Genomic DNA, 21,158 nt, shown 5'->3' on the forward strand with positions numbered 1-21,158 from the left:
GAACAACTGCTCGCCGTTTTTGCCCCGCAGATCATCAACCTCAATGCCGACCAGCTTAAAGTCGTCAATGAACGACTGCATGCCAGATTTAGCATCTTCAGCACGATCTGAAAGCGTGCCGAATACATCAGCAATGTCGGCAGAGTCTGCCCCAAACTGAGCAAAAGTAAACCGAAGCCGCTGGAACTCTTCTGTTGTGACAGAGATTGCCCTTGCTTGTCTCTCTATGTTTTGTGCAGAAGACAGTGCGGCGTTAGCGAATTGCACAACCTCTCGAACAGATAGCGCTGCACCAAGAGCCGTTACAGCCCGAGTAGCAAGTTTGGTAGCACGCTCCATGCCGCCTACTTGGCGGGTCGTGTTATCTACTTGCTCGCCAAAGTTGGATACTGACCGCCCTGACTTGCCGGCTTGGTCACCTAGTCCGCCAAGGTCTTTCTTTGCCTTGTTTACTTCTCTAGTATCAGCTTTGAAAGCAATACTATAGACATCAGTCATTAGACTTTCCCCGGTACTTGCTATGCGCACGGAAGGCGCTTAGTATTTTATCTGAGACCTTCTGCCGGTCGTATTCTTCGTTGCTGTATGGGGGTGGTGCATCTCTGTCAGTAGAAGATGCGTACTGTGAACAGTATTCGTTAGATAACATCTTCAAGAATCTGGACTCTTCCCAAGTAGGGATAACGCCTGTCATCTTCGCCCACGATTCAATCTCTTGGTAACTTAGTGGTGTAGGCCCGCTGAAGCCCTGCTCGCAAAAACCTAACTCTGTTATCCAGTCTAGGATGTGTTTGTCTGTCTCAACCTCTGGCAGTGCTAGTAACTCGCTTTCTCTTTCCTTGAGTATCTGCCACCGAGACTTGCGCGGCTCGTTCTTACTTTTAGTCTCTGGCGCAGCATGCAGCCACGCCAGATGACGTACATAGAGCCTCAGCGTTTCTATGCTTTTGGGGCGTAATTCTCCAGATTATTCACAAAACTGATAACCTGCTGCCCGATCCAGTCCTGATCCATGTATAGCTGGACAGCGTTTTCTTGGGTGAACTTTAAGGGCTCGCCCTCGACCTCAATGTTTTTGCTCCAGCCTTTAGTCAGAGCCGCAAGAAACTCAGCGCCAAGACGCCGGCTTTCCTCGTTGTTTAGTTTCTTCTTATTGCTCTTTCGCTCACGATCAGCAAGGGCATTCCGTGCTGCCGTGCTTTGAATCCCGTAGAGGTAAAAGTCAAGCGTGTTACCCTCTTCATCAAATAGAGTCTCTCCAGTGAAGGGGTCAGTAAGGTGCATCGTCTGCGCCTTGTCTGATGCAACTGTAGTGTTGAACTTGGTAATATCCACAGTGATATCTCCTAATGCGTCCCTAAAAAAGTAAAGGCAGCGGGGCCGTAGCCCCGCTTATAGTCGAGGCTTTACGATGCAGCCTCTTCAATGATATCCTCGGTGATCCCGAGGGTTACACTTGCAGTCGTGATCTGATCAACACTACCGACGTTGGTGGTGTAAGACATTACCTGTGCAGTGAAATACAGCACCGTGCCGTCCTGTAGAGTTACCTTGATTGACTGGCTTTCATCGCTGTCAAGTGCGGTCTGCAAGATGGTCTGACCAGCCTCTCCGGGCACACGGGCCACGGTCATGCTGACGTTTCCATCGTTGTATGAGCCTTTGCGCTTAACAGTCCGACGATCGCCCAACGGATTGAAGGTGACTTCTGCGTACTCCCGACCAAACTCCCCAAGGTCGGAGACTTCACCAATCTCGGTGAAAGAAAGTGCCTCAAATCCAGTTGCGTCGTAACTTGCAGGTAGGTTATTGCTAATCTCAATCGTTGTGCCTGCGCTAGTGAATGCTCCACTTGCTGCCATCGTCTAACTCCTTATGTTGGGGCGACTTCAAAGATGTCGTTAGTAATGCCGATGGTGACGCTGGCAGTCGTGATCTGGTCGACTGAGCCGACGTTAGTCGTGTAACTCATGACCTGACCAGCGAAGTACAGATGCGTACCGTCCTGCAATTCGACATCAAAGTAGTAGCTTGCGTCATCGTCTAGCGCGGTCTGTAGTACAGCCTGTCCACTGTCAGACGTGACACGTGCAACAGTCATCGACACGTTGCCGTCGTTGTAGCTGCCCTTACGCTTGACTGTGCGACGATCACCAAGTGGGTTGAAGGTTACCTCGGCATACTCACGACCGAACTCGCCTAGATCGCTAACCTCGCCAATCTCTGTGTAGGTGAGGCTGGGGAGGCCGTCAGTGGTGTTGTCGTCGTAAGTAGTCGGGGCAGTGGCCGTGACACTGATTTTAGTGCCTGCTGATGTAAATGCTCCACTTGCCATAGTAGATTCCTCTTATCGAATATCCGGGTTTTGCCTTGCGGCTTTTTTGATTTCTTGCTGGGCTTCTCTCAGAGTTACCCTTACCATCCCTCTGGGTGCTTGCGTTGACCATCCGTCGTATTCAAGCCTGCGGATATATGGCAGATTGTTCGTTAGGTAGAACACATTACCCGGAACTTGATTCAAGATAGCCAACACCCTGTTTACTGATTCGTCAGCAGTTGCTTCGGTGCTTTCGTTGCTAGGTTCACCGAAAGAAGGAAACCAGTTGTTTCTTGCCCGACCCCCGACGTATCCGGGTGGTGGTGCCGAATCCCACAGGTCAGGGTTGCCTACGGGAGTTCTTTCTACAATCTTTTGTGACAGCTTCAAGACCGTCTTTTTTGCGATGTTATCAATACCCTCGTTGTACTCAGGGATATTCTTGATAAAATCGTTTAAGTCCGCCATCAATCAATAACTCGCCAGTTGATGCTGACAGGAATCTCAAATGTATCTTCAGTTACTACAGCAGGGGCTACGTTAATTGACTCGATAGTTACATCGCCGATCTTTGTCACTCTGAAATGCGACATCACAGCGTCTGCCAGATTTTCTGCCTCGCCCGCTCCTTGTGATGATTCTGCAACGACAGTTACCTGATACGCGCCCGGAACATCTTGCGCATAATTGAAGGTGTACACTTCACCGTTGGCGGGCAAGTTGTTTACTCGCAAGTATGTCTCTGCTGGTGCGGTGAAGGGCACGTTCGGCCAAGCAATTTGAGGCGCGTTGGGCAGCGTCACTAGGTGACCATCCAGCGCTGCGCTAACATCTCTTATGCTGTACATTGCTACTGCCTCGCCTGTGCTTCTGTGTACACCAGCGTATCGGCTGGGTAGAGTGGGTTAGTATTGACGATGCGCCACGTGCTACCCTCTCGATCTACCTCGTCCCCTACTTTGACCTCTCCGCTAATTAACAGCCGTGCATCGCCTTCTTGGATCAAAGAGCCATCTATCTCGTCTTTGTTAAAAGAAAGCCAAACAACGGCCGCTGTGAAGGTCTCAGTGGTATTTGTGGTCGTCCCTGTCGATGGGTCGAATCCTGTGTTAGTCTCTCGCGTGAAAGTGCGGGTCACCCCGAACTTGTCTAGCAAGTTGTCTGCTGTTGATTTAGTTTTGATGTAATCAAACTTCGCCATTTTTAACCACGGCTCACAGTGACGATGTTAGTGCTGGCGCTACTACCGGCTAGATACTTACGCAGCTTTAAGCGAACCATAGGATCAAAGCTGCGGTTAGATGCCCCGTCCTGATATTCTACCGATAGCACATCTACACGCTCTGCTTTGATGCCGGGTGTAACAGTAGCGAAAGGGCTGTTGCCTTGGTCAATAGCAATGGCAACCTGATACTCAGCATCAATCATGCCTTGTGGCACTACGCTGTCGTCTAGCTCTACACCATCAACGTAAGCATTCTTGCGCGGCCACTGCTCTGCCTGATCGTCAACAGTCTTCTGACCGATATAGTCAAGGGATTCAATATAGTCATGCGCTAGTGCAAGCAGTTCTGCTGCTGTGCCGCTGATCGTGATACCGCGCTCAGAGGCGTAAGTTGTTAGACCTGGTGTTGTTCCGTATGCCATCTATTAGCCCCTATACCCTGATGCTCGGATTGCTCGACCCTGCCGCTCTGCTCTAGCCTTAGCGCCTCGACCGACGTAGCAAGTCCCCGACTGGCCCCATTTATAGCCTCGGCGTCCGTTCTTCTGGCAACGCTGTACTGGCATCAGTCATCTCCTACTGGACTTGGCCCTTCTTCTCGACTTGTTTTGCCGTTGCAGTGCCAGTCTGCACGGGCAAGATCGTTAGGGCTCAGATCGCGCCCTGATTTGATTCCTGATGATCTGGCGCAGTAGTTATCGCCTGCTGGCGTTCCAGGCTGCACTACTTCTCCAGCCTGACCGAAGTTAATTCTGTTGCCATCGGAAGTGACAGCTGCTTTCTTCTTTCCTGCTGCGTTGGAGTCAACGATGTCTACAATACGTCCCTTGATTCGATACCGCTTTCCTACTTCTAGTGGCATTAGAGTTCTTCCCACCTTGCTCGGAATACGCCTCTGGCATCAGAATTCCCTGTGCTTTCAAGACGAATGTAGAATGTACCAGGGGCGAAGCCTAGAGGACGCTCTTCCGTCGCTGTCACTGCTCTTGCCTGAGTAGCAGGGCTTCCAGAGACTAGCAGCAAGATGTCGCTGATTGTGCCGCCTGTGTGCGTCCCGCCGTTCTGCATTGTGATGCTGGACTCATTCTCTGGCGCTACGCTGGTGCGGTTGGTGCGGAAGATCGGCAGGTTCTCTGTGAAATCGTCTCCGTCTGTACCGCCTGTTACTAACTCGACTCTTAGTGCGCCCAAGACAAGAGATGCGCTAAAGACTTCGACAATGGTATCCTTTGTTGCAACTACCTTGATTGTCTCGGTAACGCCCGGAGCAATGTCAAATTCTTTGAATACTCGAAACTCCCGAGACTCAAAGAAGGAGGTCTTGCCAAAATCATACTTAATCCGCCGTGTGCCCAGCTTATTGCTGGTAAGCAGATCGCTAGGCCCAAATTGATCGACGGTATAAGTCACGACTCGTTAGATTCCTTTCGATCCTTTCGTCTTTGCTGTAGGTAGTACGTCCGAAACGCTAGGCTCCCCGGTCTCGCGAACGTCCTCAGTCCGGGTAGTGCGGCGTCGTCCTTTACCTTTGGATTCTGCTTTGGCATTCTTAATTGCCTCTCGCTGTGCGCGTTTTACACGCTGTAGAGTTTCAAAATCTACTGGCTTGTTTGGCTCTAAGCCATCTTTATTCGCCATCCGTAAAACTCCTGCAAGTTAAGGCTTACCCCCTCCGAAGAGGGGGCTTGCCAACTGGATCACCGCCTTTAGTTGGTGATGAGAAATGCGAGCGGGATGTTCTTGCGCTCGATCACACGGTCGATGTTGTCAGCATTTGCCAGTTCGGCCTGAGTGAAGGAAACGCCAGAAGGAGTACCCGTAGCCTTGAAACCGAAGGGATGCAGAATCCAAGTGTTACGCACCCACAGGGTCTCGATGCCGCCACCGTCGCCCTGATCGGCATAACGCTCGATCTCAACAGGAACCTCGGGGTTGCCCACGCCATAACCGAAAGCACCAGCGCCGAAGAGTACTGAGGTGTACTTGAAGCCGTCGGTGCTGCCTGCCTCGACGTTCATACCATCGTCTACGATGACGCGAAGGCCAAGATAGGTTGGGATGACAAGATTACCCTCGGAATCAGGGATAAAGTCGATGTCATCGTTCTTGACCATCTGTGCATAAACAGCACTGTGGACAGCGATAGCACTTAGCTCGTCATACCGATCACCAAGGGTATTGGTTGCCTCTACGAAGGCGTCACGGTTAAACAGCGTGCCAGCATCCTGGTTAGCGATAGCATCGGCAGCTACGTCAACAACCATGTCGCCGCCATCGTTAGCCACGTTGTCGGCAATGATGCCGTTCGTGGTAGCGATGAGACGACGCTGCCACTGACGCTCGAAATAGCGATCCGTACGGTTACGAACCTGATCAATGGCGCGAGCGCCAAGAGCAAGCTCGGAAGCCAGATCAGCAGCCTGCCACCCCTGGTTGACAAAAGCCTTACGAGCGACCTGCTCACCCTGTACAACCTTCTGAGGCGTAGCAGTTGAGCTAGGATCGTCGCTGCTGTAGTTGACCTCTACGCTGCCGTCAAGGTCTTTCCAGAAAGGAAGCTCGGCAACCTTGCCAGCGGAGCCTGCAAGCTCGTCAAGAAGTGCGTTACGGGTAACAACACCGCTGTCGAAGAAAGCCGTCTTCTCTGGGCCGTTGACCGGAGGAAGGTCGCGGAATACTGTGACATCAATGATGTCGCTTAGACGTGTAGTAGCCATGTTAGATTTCTCCTAATTATTTACTGGCCGTAATACTCATTTCGTAGGCGCTGGTATTCACTCGGGTCTTCTGCCCGTAGTTGTGAAAGTTCTGCGCCTGTCATCTCTGCGAATGATTTATTGCTTACGGCCCCGCCGTTCTGTGAACCAGAGGCTCCGCCTCCAGTTGCGCCGCTTCCATCTGCAAGAAACGGGTATTTCTCTTTCAGGTGCTCGACTAGCTTTTCTCGATCCACGGGAACGCCACCTAGTTCAAAGCTGACTGAATCATCGTTATAGGTTGCGTACTGCATGGCTTTCTCGGTGAGCAGTTCTGCGCGGGCAGAGTCCCGAGTCAATTCCGATGCAATACTCTGCGAAGCAGACTGCATTTCTTGTCGCTGAATACGCTGCTGAAAGGTCTCAAACTTCTCAGCTAGTTCCTGCTTCGCCTGCTGTTCTTTTTCGTACAGTTCCTTGAACTGCTGCTTTTCCTTCATACGCTCTTCCTGAGCGCGCTGCTGCTCTTCCTCCAATTCCTTGGCTTTCTGAGCAACAGTTTTCTTTTCACCTAGCAACTCTTCGACCTTGTTTTTGAGACCAGACACCTGTTCGTTAATCATCTGCTGTACTTCAGCCTCGGTGTAGGTCTTACCAGCATCCGTTGCAGGATTCTGCGTGGTAGCCTGATCGGTCTGCTCTTCAGTTGCGTTAGTGATGCTTTCTTCTGCTGACATATCTGTAGCCTCCGGCTATCTCTGCGTTTGTCCGACCTCTAGTCGGGGTTAAAGCCCTGCCTGCTGGAATGCAAGCGGGTGCTTATCTCTTAGCTCCGCAAGCGTCATCTGTGCGCCGCTTGAGTCAATGAAGTCGTTAGGGTCAAGTCCACCCTGATCGAACAGCAGACGCTTTTCTCTGCCGTTCTGGAACTTGCCAAAAAACTCATCCCTGAACTCAACAGGCTGATCTCTTAGCCAGCCTCGGAATGTCTTGTTGCCTGATACAATCTGTGCTTCACCGTCTACTACTGCTGGGCGTTCACCTTCTAGCCCGTCAAGTAGTGAACCCTCTGTAGGAACAATCACGCGAGTAGATCGGCAGTTGTAATGTAGAGGAGGCTTTGGGCCTTCACCCACAGGGAATACCTCGCCGTCAAATCCTGCGCAAGTCAGCGTTGTGCGGCTGTCTAGGGTTGCCAGGTACTTTTCCCCTCGCACTACATCGCTGTTCTGTCTAGCAAACTGCTCTTTAGCTTCTGTTGCCGCGTGGTTGACTGCTGTAGCAACTACTGTGCGGGCTTGTGCGGCTGTTCGTCCTGTTACCTTCTGCCTCACCCTCTGGGTGATCTGATCGGTCGTGTCACCGGCGATGAAGCCGCCTGAGATAGTATTCTTGATCTCTTTGGCGTTGCTGGTGCTGAATCTCTGCACCATTGAATCAACAGTCATGCGCTGTGTTTCTGCACCGACCACCAGTTCTGTGGCCTTGCCCATTATCGCTGCTTCTAGCTGTTCATTCGTAGGCAGCGTTGTCTCTACGTCTGTTACCTCTCGGTACATGCTCTGCTGGAAAGCAGTCTCATCCTCTGCAAAGTCTAGTATCCGCTGCCGTAAACCTTGGTTGATCTCACCGCCAGCAGCTTGAATAAGACTTTCAACTTCAGCCATCAACTTCCCCAGCCTTGCTCGACTCTGGCCTGTTGTAGCGATGCGCTGAGATAACTCTTCCAGCAAGTTGTTAAGGATCGGTCGCAGTTCTTCCAGCGTTCCATTGGCAAATCGCTGGATCATGATTTGCCGGCGGGTGCCGACATCTGCTAGATAATCATCTAGTGCCATGGCTTACAGCGGCGTACCAGCGATCTCGCTGTCAATATCCTGATCTTCAGTCTCATGCGGGATATGGATACGCCCCTTGCGGATAGCTTCCCGCTGGAGTGACCGACTAAGGATTCCTACATCACCTAGCTGAATCAGCGCCATTAGCTGCTGTGCATCCAGATCAGTCTCAAAGAAGTCTGTATTCAGATCGTAGCGGATTTCTTCCACAGCCTGTGGGGCAAGACCAACAAACCGCCCTGCGTCCATCAGAGCGCCTGTGAGAGCGTAGGAGAGGTTGTTTACAACCTGATCCAGCGTACTGCTCTCAGCAGATGCATTGATCCGTGCTGCCTCTGCTGTCTCGGATGGCCCACCGCGCTGAATAAGACGAGCGCCAATGCCCACCATCTCTTTCTCTTTGGATTCTTTTAGCTGAACTAGTAGGCTGCGCTCTTCTGGCTGTACAAGCTCTACACTGCCGCCCTGAGTGATGATTCCTCGGCGGCTGCCTAGTTGTACGCCATCCGGGTTCTGCTCTGCGAAGACTTCGGGGTTCGTCTCCCCGATGTTCATGTGAAGCGTGGGCTGTCCAGTGATAAAACCTGCTTCTTCCAGATCAGCATTATTGCGATAGTGTGCAACATTCAACACTGACAGATCGTACAGCGGTGCATCATCAATGTCTGGCAGATTGTTTTCTGCACCCACGATGTAAAGCGGGATGTGATCTAGCGGCATTCCGCCCGCTACACGCGGGATAAACTCTTCACTCTTAGCCTGCCCACCATCGTCATACATCTGCTGTGTATATACGCCATCACGAAGCCGTAGAACGCGATAGTTCTTGACTACATCATGGTCAAATTCATTTGTTTTGTTCTCATCCTGTACGAGTTCAACAAGCACAGCCAGGGTCAGCACCCGGCGTCCGTTGATCTTCTCGTACTTCCAGTTAATCAGAGACTCTGCCTGATATGACAGCAGCAGCGGCCTAGCGCCGATGTTCTGCTCTGTCTCATAATCAATACTGTCGTCAATAGTCGGATAGTCAAGTAGAAAGCAGTGACGGCCTGTATCTAGTACGCCACCCAATGCTTCCTTAGCTATATGCTCGATACTGGTGCCTGCTCCGTCAGCGTTAAACACCAGTTCTTCTAGCTGCTCTGGGATCTCGTAACTGGGGTCTTTACGAAACACCATGCCTGACATAGCAGCGCGGGTACGTCCTGTTACCCCCAGGAAATAAGCCCGCTCTACATATCGCTTGTAACGCTCTGGGTCTTTTGGCACGAACTCTGGCAGATACCGCTCTGGTACGCGCTTAATAGCAGATTCACCCTCAACAGCATCTCGTACAAGACGCCACTTCGGGCTGTAAATCTGGTAGTCTGGATGTAGCGTCTTTACACTCATTGAGTATCCTTAAATAGCGAACTTGATCTGTACGTCGCTAACTGGCTTCCTGACTGGCATCTCGTATGCAATCGGGTAAGTCCCAGCGTCGTTAAGGTGATCGTGTCCGCTGGTTTTATCCGGTTCACCGTTCTTATCGTATGCTTGCTGCTCTAGGCAGCGTGTGAACTCTGGGCAACGCTTTGTGTTGACTTTGACTAGACCCTGCTCAAATCCTCTGTTGGCCGCTATGATGCGATCTTTGACAGCAGGGTTGCGCTTGGGAGCGCGTACTTGGAAGCCTGCCTGTTGCAGCAGAGCTATGTCCGATTGGGAGGCGTTGACTGTTTTTCTGCTAGTTCCACTAGCGTCTGGGTAGACACAGATGGTGTGTTGCGGATAACGCTCTTGCAGAGTGTCAATAACTGCCGGAGTATCGTAAGCGTCAACGATTTCTTCGGCTGCGTGGAGCTCTTCGCCTCTTCTAATATATACAACAGCAGCCATCTTTCCGACGTTGAAGTCCAAGCCCACATACAGCCTTTCTCCTTCAGCAATCTGTTCTTTGCTGTGACAGCGGCCTCGGTCAAATGAGGAGTAGACTGTACCGCTTTGTAGATTGACAAACTTGCCTTCAATATAAGCATCTGCCAATGCCTCTGGATAGCTTTCTCTCAAGCTGTTTAGATAGCCTTCTGGCAGATAGGGATTGCTGTAGCTAGGTGCCTGTACAATCCCGTGTTCGTCTGTTGCGTTCTGCACCCAACGCCAGTGAGCAAATCTAAAACCCTCTGGCGTTGTGTATGCACTCGCCTGGTTGAACGGATTGTTGATGCCGCTGGGCTGTTGCCTGTTACGAGCTATGATCTTGTTCCAGGCATCCTTAGCGTGTTCTGTCTTCAGCGTATCAAGCTCGTCAACGTGAGCCGTGTAGGATTCGTAACCAACAATACGCTCTGGATTGTCAAGAGTACGCAAGATAAAATCACCCCAATCTGGGGTGCTAGTGTAAATTGCATTATCCTGCCTGTTGTACTTGTGTTCGATGCCGTGTTCAGCCAGCTTCTCTTGTAGCCTCGCTGCCACGATCAATCGGACTAGATCGAATGTTGGTGCATAGACTGCAACAAGTGCATCTGAACTCTGGCAGGCGTCTATCATGGCCGCTGCTACTAGCGCCTCTGATTTACCTGCTCCGTATCCTGCACAGAATAAGCGATATCGTCTATCTAGCGTCAGGAAGTCAGCTTGGGGCTTTGTTGCTTTGATCTTTAGCTGCACTACTGCTCGCTATCTTCTGACCCAACAACCTCGATCTGTACTCGATCTACACCCTTCATGCTTCCGTCGCTGCTAGTAACATCTTGAGCAACGCGATCTGAATATCCGTGATTGGCTAGCAACAGCTTTACAATCGTGCTGTTCATGTCGCCTTTTAGCCCGCCGTTAAGGCTCAGTCGCTCTTGAAACCACTTTAGGCGGTCTAACGTGACCGAAAAGCGATCGTGTTCTTTCTCCCACTCTTGCAGTGTTGAGCGGCTTACACCAAGCTCTAAAGCTAGTCCAGCACGACTAGGGACGACATCTCCGACATCAGCAAAACCCCCATCTACATAGGAGTCTGCTTTGTCTTGCATCTGCTTGTTATACTTTGTTGGTCGGCCTCCAGCCATCTTTCCAGCCTCCGGCTGTTGCTTGCTAGAACTTAATACACTTTGGCTCTAGCGTGATAATATGTTTTCTGCCTTGGAAATACGCTTCCAGAGTGATCGGCCTGCCGTTCTGTTCCGGCTGCAAATCGCAAGCCGTGATGACAATTCCCCGATCTGTCTCTGTGTAAGAACAAGCCTGTGCATCTTTTGCGCAAGCGGCTAGTGCTGCTGCTAATAAGATGCTTTCCATAACGCTTGCCTTTTGTTTTCCCATTCCTCATTAGTATTATCGCATCTTTTCCCGCTTTTGTCAAATCCCCCGCGTCGCCCCTTCGTGCCGTCGCCCCTATTTCTGTAGCACACTTTGTGTGCCTAGGTAGATTTACTAGACAGACCTATCTAATTTACTAGATAAAATCTTCTTGACAAGAATAAAATTTATGTTACCCTCTATCTAACAGATAGATATATAGATACTGTTAGATAGTATGTTAGATAGTATTACTGTTAGATAGATTGTTAGATAGATATAACTGTTAGATAGTCTGTTAGATAGGATGTTAGATAGATAGTATTGTTAGATAGTATGTTAGATATACTGTTAGATAGACATCAGACAGCAGATAGCTGTTATATGCTCTCGGCCTGTCCTCGCTGCCAAGCTAGAGCCCTGGCACCAACTAAACTAAAACAGACAAACCACCAAACGCCCCTCTCTCGCTAAGATAAAATTTTTTACTCTAGGGGTGTTGACAGCATGAGATACAAGCCTTAACCTACAACTGAACCTAAACACAGCACCAAGGAGACAGTGACATGGGCTACATCAAAATCAACGATCTGGTCAACGAGCTCGGCAACCACCTCAAGGAAGGCATCATCAACCAAGAGCAGTACATTCGAGCTCTGCTTGTCATCTACGGAGAGTCTGAATAAACAGGCTCTCTAACAAACGATACAGGGGTAAGCAGTAGGGTACCCTTACTCTTGCCCCGATCTCTTCACACAGACGCTCTCTGAAGCTCCTAGAGGCATTTACGATGTTAGAAAAGACCCTTACCACCATCCTAGTCATACTTTCCTTGGCCATACTGTCTTGGATCAGCCACGATCTGTACTCGCAAGAGAGTGAGCAAGAGGCTAGGTATTGCCAGATGGTCTCTGCTTGGGTAGAATCTGAAGGTGAGGTCGGTTGGCCCGACTACAACGGTAACTTTGAAGAGGTATGTGAAGATGAGTGAAGTGACACTGATGCAAGGCGATTGCCTTGAGAAAATGCAGAAGATTTCGGATGGGTCTGTTGACATGGTTTTGACTGATCCACCATACGGGACTATAAAAGGTCTTTGGGAGGGGACAGACTGGGATACTTGTCTAGATCATAAAAAAATGCTATCTATCATTAATAATGTTTTAAGACCTAACGGGACATTGGCGTTATTCAGCCAAGAGCCATATACTAGCCAACTTATCAGCAACCCCCACGGGTCTATCCCTTTCTCTTATCGTCTCAACTGGATTAAAGACTCTTTTGCAAACCACCTATCATCCAAAAAAGCACCTGTCAACTATGTTGAGGATATTTGTATTTTTTTCAAAGCCTTTGACTCTTTTATTGGTCACCCCTTGAAACCTTACATGGATGAAGAGTTAAAAAAATCGGGCATGAGTAGAACCGAAGCAGTTAAGGCTTGGGGGTCTTCAGCAAGCCACTACTTCACAGACGGCAGGCAGTTTGGGATACCTTCTAAACAGAAGCTCAAAAAAATGCAGCAAGACACTGGTAGATTTCAGATGTCTTATGAACAAATGAAACACATTACAAAAACATTTAGACAAGAAACAAAAGAAAAGTATCCAAAGGTCTTTAATTTAGCTAATGGTGAGAAATACAAGAGCAACGTCCTCGAATATCGTAAAGACTACAGCGGCCACCATCCGACTCAAAAGCCGGTTGCGCTGCTAGAAGACCTAATCAAGACCTACACCAACGAAGGCGATACGGTGCTTGATTTCACGATGGGAAGCGGGTCAACCGGCGTAGCTTGCGTCAACACAAACCGTAACTTTATTGGTATCGAACTTGACAGCGAATACTTTGGCATTGCACAGTCACGGATAGAACATGCAAAAGAGGTTTGTAACTGATGGAAGCTCTAGCACACCTTGACCTTGACTCCAGTGATATTGCTGCCATGCCGCTTGATGTGGAAGAGCCTGTCTTCCGCGCGATCCGTGATCGCTTAGAGCGTGGTGATATTCACAACTGGCTTGACTTGTACTTTGTTGGCGCTGACACTATGCGGTACACACAACCGGATCTGCCTTTAAGCACGATCCACAGGTCAGTGACCTTGATAGTCGCTAAGGTGATTGAATATGCCATCTAAAGAGCGCTACAAGATCGTCATGCTCGTTCCTGCGGAGGCTTACGTTGACGTTGACAACATCAGTAAAGCAAACGAAACGATGTCGTGGTTGCAAAAGCAGTACCCAACTGTTAGCTTGGGAGACACTGATATATCAGTTAGGTTTCTATCACTTGAGTACATAGGGGATGCAGAAGATGACCAACTACAACATTCGATTTGACGCTGCTGACCAGTGCGACTTGGTTGCAGACAGGATTGCTGACCATGAGAAGTGGCTTGATTACGTTGAAGAGGTCATGGGCAGTTGGTTGATGGAGACACAAGAGGGTTATAGGTGGGTCTGGGAAGAGATCTCTCTTGAGCTTCCTTTTGAAGAGCGCATGATGCAGGTGACCTACGAACTGGGAGCGAAACCCATCCGCGACGAGAACCACAAGTCTCAGAAAGCCAATGAGATGCTTGCGATCATCGAGGAGGCGACAGAGAGTGTTATCAAACAGCACTGGAATTCACTGTACCGAATCTTAAAGGAGCAAGGATGGTTGGACGCATAGCTTGTGTAAACTGCCGACACTATGAGGGCTACTGGTGCGGATACTACGATACCCCTGCTTGCCCTTTTGGAAGATGTGATCAGTTTGAACGTAAGGAGAATACAGATGAACAAAAGCGTGATGACAGAAAAAGAACTTAAACAGTGGATTACAGATTGGCGAGAGCGTATCTCTGCTGCTTGGCGACTGGGCCTAGATGAAGAGTCGCAGTGGATGGAGCAGCAGTATCTGTCGCAGTTGGGCCAGATCAAAGTCAAGCACGATAAGGAAGATGACCGATGAGGTGTCGTTGCTGTAACAAACCATTGTCCCAACGTGAGATGATGTTTGTTGACAAGTATACGGGCATGCCGGATGACTTTTGTTACCTGTGCCAAGCGATTTCGCGTGACCCTGACAACGCAGAGTACTACCCACAAGCACTGTTTTCCGATCTGCCCGAGGACATTAACGACTTGAGCGACCCTTCAGACGAAGACACTTTGTTGGACTAAGCCATGTCAAAGTACGCACTATCAGGACAGCCTTGCCCTCGCTGTAATAGTAGCGATAGCATGGCATTGTACCAAGATCACGGCGGTTACTGCTTCAGCAACTGCGGATACATCCGCCAAAGCGAACTAGACGGCAGTGATACAAAAACTTATCGCTCGCGTAGAGATAGAAAAATGAGCATTTGGAGTCCCAGAGAGATCAATAACTTCCCTCTTGCTGATCTGTCCCACAGAGGTCTGTCTAGCGAGGCTGTTGAGCGCTACGGCATCCGCCAGGCAGTTAGGCCAGAGAACGGTGAGCCAGACGAGCAAGCAATCTTCTTTCCTGCTGGAAACGGCGGTGGGTACAAGCGTAAGAATCGCTTGACCAAGAAGGACACGGAGATTGTTGGTGACTACAACGGTTTGTTTGGCCAGTCCGTCTTCTCTCGCGGCGGTCGGCTGTTGCTCATCACCGAAGGCGAAGAGGACGCAATCGCGCTTTGGCAAGCCTTAAAACAGCAGGGCAAGGACTACAGCGTAGTCTCGCTTCCTAACGGCGCTGGATGCGGCGGTATTGAGAAAAGGGAAGTCTGGGACTACATCACCAGCTTTGAAGCTGTGATGCTTGCCTTTGATGCTGATGAGCAGGGCGAACAGGCTGTAGAGAAGTTTGCTGAGATTTACTCCACGGAAGTCAAGGTTAAGATCGTGGAGATGCCAGAGGGGTGCAAAGACGCCAACGATTGCATCAAGCAAGGCAAAGGGCAGGAACTAGTCAAAGCATGCTACCGTAGCAAAGACTATCAGCCTGAGATGATTATTCCCGGCAGCGAGATCAGTTATGACATGATCCGTGAGCCGATCAAGCCCGGATACATGCTTAGGAGTTTTCCTGAGTTCAGCAACAAGATGGGTGGCCTACGGGACGGCGAACTTGGCGTGGTCATGGCACCCCCCGGAGTTGGTAAAAGTACTTGGGTTGCCGAAGTCGGATATGAACTTATACGAAACACAGACGATAAAGTTGCTTGGCTATTCTTGGAAGAGGACATCAAGAAAGCTACGCAACGTCTTGTTGCGCTTGACAATGATGTGCCTTTGGCTAAGTACCGACTAAACCCTGACATTATCCCAGAGGAAGACGCGAGGAACAGCTACAATGATCTTATTAACAATGAGCGTACTTGGTTTATTGATCTTGGCCCTTCCGGCCGTCTCTCTGTTGACCGGCTCCTACATCTTCTACGATATTATCGCAGCCAAGGTGTTACTCGTTTTATCTTCGATCATATTAGTATCCTGTTCTCGCACGATGACCGGGACAATGAGCGAAAGCTAATTGACAATGTTCTGTCTGAGGTCGCCGCGTTTTGCGCTGCAACGGGCAGCACGATGATTATGGTTGCTCACATCAAGCGGTTTGATCAGAAAGTGTACGTCAAAGATGATATCAACGACGCGCAGTGGCTTTACATCGACCCAGCTATGGCAAGGGGCTCTGGCAGTTTCGAGCAGCTTGCTTTCTGGATCGCTGCGATTGAACCGGAAAAGACAGAGGACGAAAGAAAGGGTAGAATGCGCATCAACGTTAAGAAAAACCGAGAGTGGGGCTTTACCGGACCCTGCGACGTTTTGCACATGGACATGAACACAGGTCGTTTGGAACTATCGGAGCCACCAGAGTATGACTACTAAGATGCTAGTATTTGACATAGAGACAGACGGGCTGCTTGAGCAGATGACCACAATCCATTGTGCAGTAGTCAAGGACTACTTGACAGGTGAAGTGCTGGAGTACCGACCAGATCAGATTGAACAGTTTGTTAGGAGTCTGGACGGCCAGGTAGTCATTGGGCACAACATTATCGGGTTTGACTTGCCCGCCATTGACAAGTGGTGTGACCTGAATCAGGAACACTTTATCGGCGAGTTCTACCCACAACCTAAGATGGAGATTGACACGCTTGTGATGTCTCGTTTGCTTAACCCTGACCGAGAGCGTCCAGCGGGTTTGCCGCAGCGTGTAGGGCCGCACAGCTTAGAGGCTTGGGGTTACAGGACTGGCATCTACAAAGGGCAATACGGTAAACAACACAATGCCTTTGACCAGTTCAGTGAAGAGATGCTAGACTATTGTAAACAAGATGTTGAAGTTACTGAGCAGGTCTACAAGCATTTGCTCAAGGAGATGGACGGGTGAAAGTAGATTGGCGTACACCGATGAAGATTGAGCATAGAGTGGCTACCATCATTGCTCGGCAAGAGCGTGATGGTTGGCCCTTTCGTGCTGATCTGGCGCGGCAGTACGTCGAACAGCTTGACAGCCAGGCTGACGCTATCTATCAAGAGATCAAAAGCCTCCTTGGACATTACTATGTTGCCAAGTCTGTTGTAGACAAACCGTTCAAGAAAGACGGCAGCTTGAGTAAGATGGCTGAAGAGTACGGCGATGTTGGTGGGCCATTTGGGCGTATCGAGTGGCATGAGTTGGAACTTACACAACACGCCAAAGTAGCGGAGCGGCTCGTGCAGCTTGGATGGGAGCCTACGGCCTACACAGCCACAGGTGTGCCGCAGATCAAGCCAGACGGTGAGCCTTGCCCTAACTTATCCAAGGTTATGCCTGACCTGGGCAGCAAACTATCCAAATACACGAAATGCGTACACCGCAGTAACCAAATCAAGGGTTGGCTAGAGGCTCTTAGGCCTGACGGCAGGGTGCCTGCTGGTGCTAATCCTAATGGCACTAATACTGGCCGTATGACCCACAAAGTCGTGGCAAATGTTCCTAAAGCAAGCCCTGACGTGTTTTTTGGCACCGAGATGCGAAGTTTGTTCACGCACAGAGGGCCGGGCTACAAACTAGTAGGCTTTGACGCTGAAGGTTTGGAGCTGCGTATTGCAGCGCACTACATCAATTCGCAGGAGTTTATAGATGCGCTCATACACGGTGATAAATCCCAAGGCACTGACCCACACACGCGAGTTCTGGACGCTTGTCGCGAATGCGGTGTGGAGACACGAGATGAGGCAAAGTCATGTGTCTACTCTACTGTATATGGCGCTAGTCCTCGCAAGGTTGCGTCAATACTTAATTTATCGCAAGCAGATGGAGAGCGCATCATTCAGGCGGTCGAAGGCGTTTTTCCGGGCATCTCTACACTGAAACCTAAAGTTGAGAAAGCCGCCAGCCGTGGTTACTTGATCGGCCTCGACGGGCGAAAGGTGTGGATGCGGCGAGACAGTGACGGCAATTTAATGAAGCACAAAGCCTTAAACTATTTGTTCCAAAGCGGCGGCGGTATTGCTATGAAGGTTGTGCTTTGTTATCTTGACAGCCAGATAAAGAAACACGGCGCCGACGTAACTTTTGTTGGCAACATCCACGATGAGGTACAATCGGAGGTTCACAAAGACTGGATTGCTTGGTACAATAATAGTGTCCTCTGGGCGTTTGAAAAGGCTACAGAGTTCCTACAGCTACGTTGCCCGCTGGCTGGAGAAGTGCAAGTGGGCGAAGACTGGAGCCAGACTCACTGATGAAAGACGACATCTTTAACGAAGACGATCTTCTTGTTATCACAATCCGTGATGATGAGAGTGGCACATTTGTAGAAAAGCGGCTACCTGATGGGCAGACTTGGACTGAGGTTTTGATTCAAGTTGTCCACATGCTTAACGGCGTAGGCTACTACATTGATTCTGTCAAGGCCGCAGAGCAGATCAACAATATGTTTGAAGAAGCGAAGATGGGGAATACCTATGAGTAAGCAGATTGTAGAAGGTAAGATTGCAAAGATTTTCGTCAAGGATTTTGGCGAGCAGGATCAGTACGGCAATCAGTATGCTGTAAACGTCAACATCAACGACCAGTGGTACGGGCTCGGCAAGAAGAAAAAGCCTCACGCCAGCGTGAAGATCGGTGATGGTTGGTATCAGCTACAGGAAGGTGATGAAATCGAAGCTGTGGCTTCTAGCCGAGAGTACAAGGGTGGCACTTACTATAACATCCGCACAAGTGACATTACTGTAAAGGAGAAAAGTGGAAATGGTAGTCGAGGGAATACTAGCAGTGTTCCTAGTGGGGATACTCGTGGCAATAATTCTGGCGGGGCTGCTGTAAACAACGACAATCGTCAGGCTTCTATCATGCGACAGTCTGCAATGGGGTACGCTGCACAGATCGTCGCCGGAACTCTGAGTGCTAAGAGCAATCTTGACGATGCAGCTTCTGAGGTGGTGCGTATTGCTGCAGAGTATTTCGTGCCTTATGCAGAGCATGGTGTGACTGCTGATGAAACGCGCAAGAAAGAAGAAAACGAGTTAAAGAATCAGCAAGCATCCCAGCAAGCTGAGGATGACGGAGAGCCTTTTGATGACGATTTGCCCTTTTAGTTATGTACTGCAAGTGCGGAGGTTCGCTTAGACACCACAAAGAAACGGTAAAAAACAAGACAGTTGAATACGATAAGTGCAGTGTTTGCGGAAGAGTTGTCAACATAAAGGTAAAAGATAATGAAACTTGAAGTGCAGCGGTTATCTGATAACGCTGTCTTACCCTCCCGAGCCACACCCGGCTCGGCGGGGCTTGATTTGTATTCGGTACAGCCACGTATGGTTCACTATGGGAGCGTATCTGTTATATCTACAGGACTAGCTGTCAGCATCCCGGCAGGTTATGTTGGCCTTGTCTGGCCTCGATCTGGCCTATCTGCCAAACACGGGGTTGATGTGCTTGCTGGTGTCATCGACTGTGATTACAGAGGCGAGATTAAGGTTGTGCTTACCAAAACTACGTTTGGCTATACACGCATCAACGAGGGCAGCAGAATTGGCCAACTTGTGATTCAACAGTACGAACACATGGAGCCTGTGGATGTTGCTCGGTTAGGGAACACACACAGAGGCTTTAGCGGCTTTGGTAGCAGCGGTGATTGAGATGGGTAAGACTAAGCGAAATACTCCAAACTACTTTACAGAAGAGGATAAGTGGGTAAAGAAAAGCGGAAAGAACTTAGGGCCATCTAGGCGCTCGCAGAAGCAAGACTTTGAGCAAGAGATAGAAGAGGTTTTGAGGAATGGCTACTAAAGCAATCGTCGATGCTGACCCAATCTGTTATGCGATTGCGTTCGCGTCGCAAGATTATGCTGTTGCTGATGAAGACGGCAATGTGTGCAACGTCTACGATTCTATGCGGGATGCAAAAGAAGCTGCTGTTTACGATGGCGACCATATTTTGCCCTACCCGCATGACATTGATGTAGTGACAGATCGCGTAGATGACTTCATGTTCAACTTGCGAGATGCGTTGAACGCCGGCGAGATGGTGTCTTTCTTGACGCCGACCGGGATAGAAAACAACTTTCGACGCAAGATCAACGCAGAGTACAAGGCTAATCGCAAAGACTTTGTTAAGCCGTACCACCACCAGAACATCCGAGACTATCTCGCTGATGAGTGGGGCTCTCGGCTTGCATCAGAGGGCTTGGAGGCAGACGATGAACTGTCGATTGTTGGCTGGGATGCCTACAAGAACGACGATGACTCTGTGATCTTGTGTTCAATCGATAAAGATCTCGACACTGTACCGGGCTGGCATTACCGATGGCCGACGCACAATAAAGAAGGCAGCCTTTACTACCAGCATATTGAAGATGCGTTGTTTGCATTTTGGTCATCGGCACTGACAGGCGACGGTGCTGACAACATTGTCGGGATCAAAGGTGTTGGCCCTAAAAAGTCTGCTAAGATTCTTGAGCAGTGCGATACAGACATTGATTACTACGAGGTCTGTAAAGATCAGTACATCAAGCATTTTGCAGAAAAGCTAGGTAGTGCAGACGCAGCCGTACAACTTTTGCACATAAACTGTCAGATGCTGTACTTGTTGATGCACAAAGACGATTACTGGGAGCCACCAAATGTATCAGAACACTGAATTGCTAGACTTGATGAGAGAGATTATTGAAGAGTTTAACGAGGACGATGAGATTGCAGATTCTATTTTAGATGATCTATCAGAAGCTATAGAGATTTTGCTTTATGAAAGACGTGCCACGACTAGCCAGATGGATGTTCCCGTCAACGATATCGACTTTTGAGGCAACCATAGAAGCCCTAAAAGAGGAGAATTACAAAATCAAAAGAGAAAACGCATCTTTACATCGTAGGATGGTCAAAAGCGATTTCCTTTATCCATCTTGGAGTATCTTTGACTGGGAGCGCGCCTATGGCGAGGCCGACGAAGAAACCTAACTACAGAAGCAAGCTGGAAGAACGTGTTTGCAATAATCTAAGAAACAGGCGTATTGACTTTACTTACGAACCTTACCAAATTGCTTACACCACAGAAGTCAGGCCCGCATACTGTGCAAATTGTGGTCACAAAGTAATACTCAAAGAGCGTAACTACACACCTGATGTGGTACTTGGAAACGGCATCGTTGTAGAGATCAAGGGAAAGTTTACTGGAGAGATGCGGACTAAGATGTTGGCAGTGAGACGCTGCAACCCCGATCTTGACATTAGGATGCTGTTCCAAGCTAACAACTGGTTGACAAGAAAGAAAAAGCAAAGGTATTCTGATTGGTGTGAGCGCAACGGGTTTATATATCACGTTGGCGAGCAAATCCCTAGCGACTGGGTGGTTTAGA

At 49.5% G+C, this 21,158-nt stretch carries 27 protein-coding genes; 13 read left to right on the plus strand and 14 right to left on the minus strand.

All coding sequences use genetic code 11. From position 1 onward, the window contains the following. From V6X73_RS09260 to V6X73_RS09325, 14 genes are all read right to left on the minus strand, one after another. The coding region (locus tag V6X73_RS09260) for a hypothetical protein (protein ID WP_367991101.1) at nucleotides 1-498 on the minus strand (498 nt) is incomplete at its 3' end. A 441-nt stretch (nucleotides 499-939) separates the two neighbouring features. After that, entirely contained in the window at nucleotides 940-1,335 is a 396-nt protein-coding gene (locus V6X73_RS09265) for a hypothetical protein (protein WP_367991103.1), read from the minus strand. 71 nt (nucleotides 1,336-1,406) lie between these two features. Beyond that, complete coding sequence (locus V6X73_RS09270) at nucleotides 1,407-1,862, minus strand: phage tail tube protein (protein WP_367991105.1); 456 nt, start codon at nucleotides 1,860-1,862, stop codon at nucleotides 1,407-1,409. Nucleotides 1,863-1,873: 11 nt separating this feature from the next. Beyond that, the gene (locus V6X73_RS09275; RefSeq protein WP_367991107.1) at nucleotides 1,874-2,335 is read right to left on the minus strand and encodes a phage tail tube protein; all 462 of its coding nucleotides are present in this window, start codon (nucleotides 2,333-2,335) and stop codon (nucleotides 1,874-1,876) included. A gap of 12 nt (nucleotides 2,336-2,347) precedes the next feature. After that, the gene (locus tag V6X73_RS09280) at nucleotides 2,348-2,785 is read right to left on the minus strand and encodes a hypothetical protein (RefSeq protein WP_367991109.1); all 438 of its coding nucleotides are present in this window, start codon (nucleotides 2,783-2,785) and stop codon (nucleotides 2,348-2,350) included. Then, nucleotides 2,785-3,165: a phage tail terminator-like protein gene (locus V6X73_RS09285; RefSeq protein ID WP_367991111.1), complete on the minus strand. Its 381-nt coding sequence runs from the start codon at nucleotides 3,163-3,165 to the stop codon at nucleotides 2,785-2,787. The genes V6X73_RS09280 and V6X73_RS09285 overlap by 1 nt, the downstream gene beginning before the upstream one ends. 355 nt (nucleotides 3,166-3,520) lie before the next feature. Continuing rightward, nucleotides 3,521-3,964 carry a DnaT-like ssDNA-binding protein gene (locus V6X73_RS09290; RefSeq protein ID WP_367991113.1) on the minus strand — a complete coding sequence of 148 codons (444 nt, stop codon included), beginning with the start codon at nucleotides 3,962-3,964 and terminating at the stop codon, nucleotides 3,521-3,523. 439 nt (nucleotides 3,965-4,403) lie between these two features. Beyond that, nucleotides 4,404-4,952, minus strand: a complete 549-nt coding sequence (locus V6X73_RS09295; RefSeq protein ID WP_367991115.1) for a hypothetical protein — start codon at nucleotides 4,950-4,952, stop codon at nucleotides 4,404-4,406. A 296-nt stretch (nucleotides 4,953-5,248) separates the two neighbouring features. Further along, nucleotides 5,249-6,259: a hypothetical protein gene (locus V6X73_RS09300; RefSeq protein WP_367991117.1), complete on the minus strand. Its 1,011-nt coding sequence runs from the start codon at nucleotides 6,257-6,259 to the stop codon at nucleotides 5,249-5,251. A gap of 20 nt (nucleotides 6,260-6,279) precedes the next feature. Next, on the minus strand, nucleotides 6,280-6,975 hold the full coding sequence (locus tag V6X73_RS09305) for a hypothetical protein (RefSeq protein ID WP_367991118.1): 696 nt from the start codon (nucleotides 6,973-6,975) through the stop codon (nucleotides 6,280-6,282). Between the two features lie 48 nt (nucleotides 6,976-7,023). Next, on the minus strand, nucleotides 7,024-8,076 hold the full coding sequence (locus V6X73_RS09310) for a minor capsid protein (protein ID WP_367991120.1): 1,053 nt from the start codon (nucleotides 8,074-8,076) through the stop codon (nucleotides 7,024-7,026). Between the two features lie 3 nt (nucleotides 8,077-8,079). Continuing rightward, complete coding sequence (locus tag V6X73_RS09315; protein WP_367991122.1) at nucleotides 8,080-9,471, minus strand: DUF4055 domain-containing protein; 1,392 nt, start codon at nucleotides 9,469-9,471, stop codon at nucleotides 8,080-8,082. A 9-nt stretch (nucleotides 9,472-9,480) separates the two neighbouring features. Continuing rightward, nucleotides 9,481-10,731, minus strand: a complete 1,251-nt coding sequence (locus V6X73_RS09320; protein ID WP_367991124.1) for a phage terminase large subunit family protein — start codon at nucleotides 10,729-10,731, stop codon at nucleotides 9,481-9,483. After that, nucleotides 10,731-11,123 (minus strand): DNA-packaging protein, encoded by a 393-nt coding sequence (locus V6X73_RS09325; protein ID WP_367991126.1) that lies wholly within the window; start codon nucleotides 11,121-11,123, stop codon nucleotides 10,731-10,733. The genes V6X73_RS09320 and V6X73_RS09325 overlap by 1 nt, the downstream gene beginning before the upstream one ends. Before the next feature lie 1,212 nt (nucleotides 11,124-12,335). Here V6X73_RS09325 and V6X73_RS09330 point away from each other — a divergent pair. The 13 genes from V6X73_RS09330 to V6X73_RS09390 all read left to right on the plus strand — a co-directional run bounded on the left by V6X73_RS09330 (nucleotide 12,336) and on the right by V6X73_RS09390 (nucleotide 21,157). Then, nucleotides 12,336-13,250, plus strand: coding sequence for a DNA-methyltransferase (locus V6X73_RS09330; protein ID WP_367991128.1), 915 nt, complete (start codon nucleotides 12,336-12,338; stop codon nucleotides 13,248-13,250). Continuing rightward, nucleotides 13,250-13,492, plus strand: a complete 243-nt coding sequence (locus tag V6X73_RS09335) for a hypothetical protein (protein WP_367991130.1) — start codon at nucleotides 13,250-13,252, stop codon at nucleotides 13,490-13,492. The genes V6X73_RS09330 and V6X73_RS09335 overlap by 1 nt, the downstream gene beginning before the upstream one ends. Nucleotides 13,493-13,668: 176 nt before the next feature. After that, on the plus strand, nucleotides 13,669-14,028 hold the full coding sequence (locus V6X73_RS09340) for a hypothetical protein (RefSeq protein WP_367991132.1): 360 nt from the start codon (nucleotides 13,669-13,671) through the stop codon (nucleotides 14,026-14,028). A 105-nt stretch (nucleotides 14,029-14,133) separates the two neighbouring features. Further along, nucleotides 14,134-14,310: a hypothetical protein gene (locus V6X73_RS09345; RefSeq protein WP_367991134.1), complete on the plus strand. Its 177-nt coding sequence runs from the start codon at nucleotides 14,134-14,136 to the stop codon at nucleotides 14,308-14,310. A 272-nt stretch (nucleotides 14,311-14,582) separates the two neighbouring features. After that, complete coding sequence (locus V6X73_RS09350) at nucleotides 14,583-16,199, plus strand: toprim domain-containing protein (protein WP_367991136.1); 1,617 nt, start codon at nucleotides 14,583-14,585, stop codon at nucleotides 16,197-16,199. Continuing rightward, nucleotides 16,189-16,704 (plus strand): 3'-5' exonuclease family protein, encoded by a 516-nt coding sequence (locus tag V6X73_RS09355; RefSeq protein ID WP_367991138.1) that lies wholly within the window; start codon nucleotides 16,189-16,191, stop codon nucleotides 16,702-16,704. Before V6X73_RS09350 ends, V6X73_RS09355 begins: the two co-directional genes overlap by 11 nt. Beyond that, on the plus strand, nucleotides 16,701-18,044 hold the full coding sequence (locus tag V6X73_RS09360) for a DNA polymerase (protein WP_367991140.1): 1,344 nt from the start codon (nucleotides 16,701-16,703) through the stop codon (nucleotides 18,042-18,044). Before V6X73_RS09355 ends, V6X73_RS09360 begins: the two co-directional genes overlap by 4 nt. Further along, a complete protein-coding gene (locus V6X73_RS09365) occupies nucleotides 18,044-18,274 on the plus strand; it encodes a hypothetical protein (RefSeq protein WP_367991142.1) in 231 nt (76 codons plus the stop codon). The genes V6X73_RS09360 and V6X73_RS09365 overlap by 1 nt, the downstream gene beginning before the upstream one ends. Then, nucleotides 18,267-18,899 carry a hypothetical protein gene (locus tag V6X73_RS09370; protein ID WP_367991144.1) on the plus strand — a complete coding sequence of 211 codons (633 nt, stop codon included), beginning with the start codon at nucleotides 18,267-18,269 and terminating at the stop codon, nucleotides 18,897-18,899. The genes V6X73_RS09365 and V6X73_RS09370 overlap by 8 nt, the downstream gene beginning before the upstream one ends. Before the next feature lie 120 nt (nucleotides 18,900-19,019). After that, nucleotides 19,020-19,442 carry a dUTP diphosphatase gene (dut, locus tag V6X73_RS09375; protein WP_367991146.1) on the plus strand — a complete coding sequence of 141 codons (423 nt, stop codon included), beginning with the start codon at nucleotides 19,020-19,022 and terminating at the stop codon, nucleotides 19,440-19,442. Between the two features lie 140 nt (nucleotides 19,443-19,582). Beyond that, nucleotides 19,583-20,443, plus strand: coding sequence for a hypothetical protein (locus V6X73_RS09380; protein ID WP_367991148.1), 861 nt, complete (start codon nucleotides 19,583-19,585; stop codon nucleotides 20,441-20,443). Further along, nucleotides 20,427-20,606 carry a hypothetical protein gene (locus V6X73_RS09385; protein ID WP_367991150.1) on the plus strand — a complete coding sequence of 60 codons (180 nt, stop codon included), beginning with the start codon at nucleotides 20,427-20,429 and terminating at the stop codon, nucleotides 20,604-20,606. The genes V6X73_RS09380 and V6X73_RS09385 overlap by 17 nt, the downstream gene beginning before the upstream one ends. A 128-nt stretch (nucleotides 20,607-20,734) precedes the next feature. Then, on the plus strand, nucleotides 20,735-21,157 hold the full coding sequence (locus tag V6X73_RS09390) for a PDDEXK family nuclease (protein ID WP_367991152.1): 423 nt from the start codon (nucleotides 20,735-20,737) through the stop codon (nucleotides 21,155-21,157). The last annotated feature ends 1 nt before the right edge of the window (nucleotide 21,158 follow it).

It is taken from the genome of Spiribacter pallidus, from assembly GCF_040838495.1.
Classification (GTDB): domain Bacteria; phylum Pseudomonadota; class Gammaproteobacteria; order Nitrococcales; family Nitrococcaceae; genus Spiribacter; species Spiribacter pallidus.

Coding starts and splice junctions, on each gene's coding strand:
- V6X73_RS09280 (WP_367991109.1), bottom strand. CDS start 2,785: ATGGCGGACTTAAACGATTTTATCAAGAATATCCCTGAGTACAACGAG.
- V6X73_RS09275 (WP_367991107.1), bottom strand. CDS start 2,335: ATGGCAAGTGGAGCATTTACATCAGCAGGCACTAAAATCAGTGTCACG.
- V6X73_RS09300 (WP_367991117.1), bottom strand. CDS start 6,259: ATGGCTACTACACGTCTAAGCGACATCATTGATGTCACAGTATTCCGC.
- V6X73_RS09285 (WP_367991111.1), bottom strand. CDS start 3,165: ATGTACAGCATAAGAGATGTTAGCGCAGCGCTGGATGGTCACCTAGTG.
- V6X73_RS09335 (WP_367991130.1), top strand. CDS start 13,250: ATGGAAGCTCTAGCACACCTTGACCTTGACTCCAGTGATATTGCTGCC.
- V6X73_RS09270 (WP_367991105.1), bottom strand. CDS start 1,862: ATGGCAGCAAGTGGAGCATTCACTAGCGCAGGCACAACGATTGAGATT.
- V6X73_RS09390 (WP_367991152.1), top strand. CDS start 20,735: ATGGCGAGGCCGACGAAGAAACCTAACTACAGAAGCAAGCTGGAAGAA.
- V6X73_RS09315 (WP_367991122.1), bottom strand. CDS start 9,471: ATGAGTGTAAAGACGCTACATCCAGACTACCAGATTTACAGCCCGAAG.
- V6X73_RS09345 (WP_367991134.1), top strand. CDS start 14,134: ATGAACAAAAGCGTGATGACAGAAAAAGAACTTAAACAGTGGATTACA.
- V6X73_RS09385 (WP_367991150.1), top strand. CDS start 20,427: ATGTATCAGAACACTGAATTGCTAGACTTGATGAGAGAGATTATTGAA.
- V6X73_RS09330 (WP_367991128.1), top strand. CDS start 12,336: ATGAGTGAAGTGACACTGATGCAAGGCGATTGCCTTGAGAAAATGCAG.
- V6X73_RS09370 (WP_367991144.1), top strand. CDS start 18,267: ATGAGTAAGCAGATTGTAGAAGGTAAGATTGCAAAGATTTTCGTCAAG.
- V6X73_RS09380 (WP_367991148.1), top strand. CDS start 19,583: ATGGCTACTAAAGCAATCGTCGATGCTGACCCAATCTGTTATGCGATT.
- V6X73_RS09355 (WP_367991138.1), top strand. CDS start 16,189: ATGACTACTAAGATGCTAGTATTTGACATAGAGACAGACGGGCTGCTT.
- V6X73_RS09340 (WP_367991132.1), top strand. CDS start 13,669: ATGACCAACTACAACATTCGATTTGACGCTGCTGACCAGTGCGACTTG.
- dut (WP_367991146.1), top strand. CDS start 19,020: ATGAAACTTGAAGTGCAGCGGTTATCTGATAACGCTGTCTTACCCTCC.
- V6X73_RS09305 (WP_367991118.1), bottom strand. CDS start 6,975: ATGTCAGCAGAAGAAAGCATCACTAACGCAACTGAAGAGCAGACCGAT.
- V6X73_RS09325 (WP_367991126.1), bottom strand. CDS start 11,123: ATGGCTGGAGGCCGACCAACAAAGTATAACAAGCAGATGCAAGACAAA.
- V6X73_RS09350 (WP_367991136.1), top strand. CDS start 14,583: ATGGCATTGTACCAAGATCACGGCGGTTACTGCTTCAGCAACTGCGGA.
- V6X73_RS09290 (WP_367991113.1), bottom strand. CDS start 3,964: ATGGCATACGGAACAACACCAGGTCTAACAACTTACGCCTCTGAGCGC.
- V6X73_RS09310 (WP_367991120.1), bottom strand. CDS start 8,076: ATGGCACTAGATGATTATCTAGCAGATGTCGGCACCCGCCGGCAAATC.
- V6X73_RS09365 (WP_367991142.1), top strand. CDS start 18,044: ATGAAAGACGACATCTTTAACGAAGACGATCTTCTTGTTATCACAATC.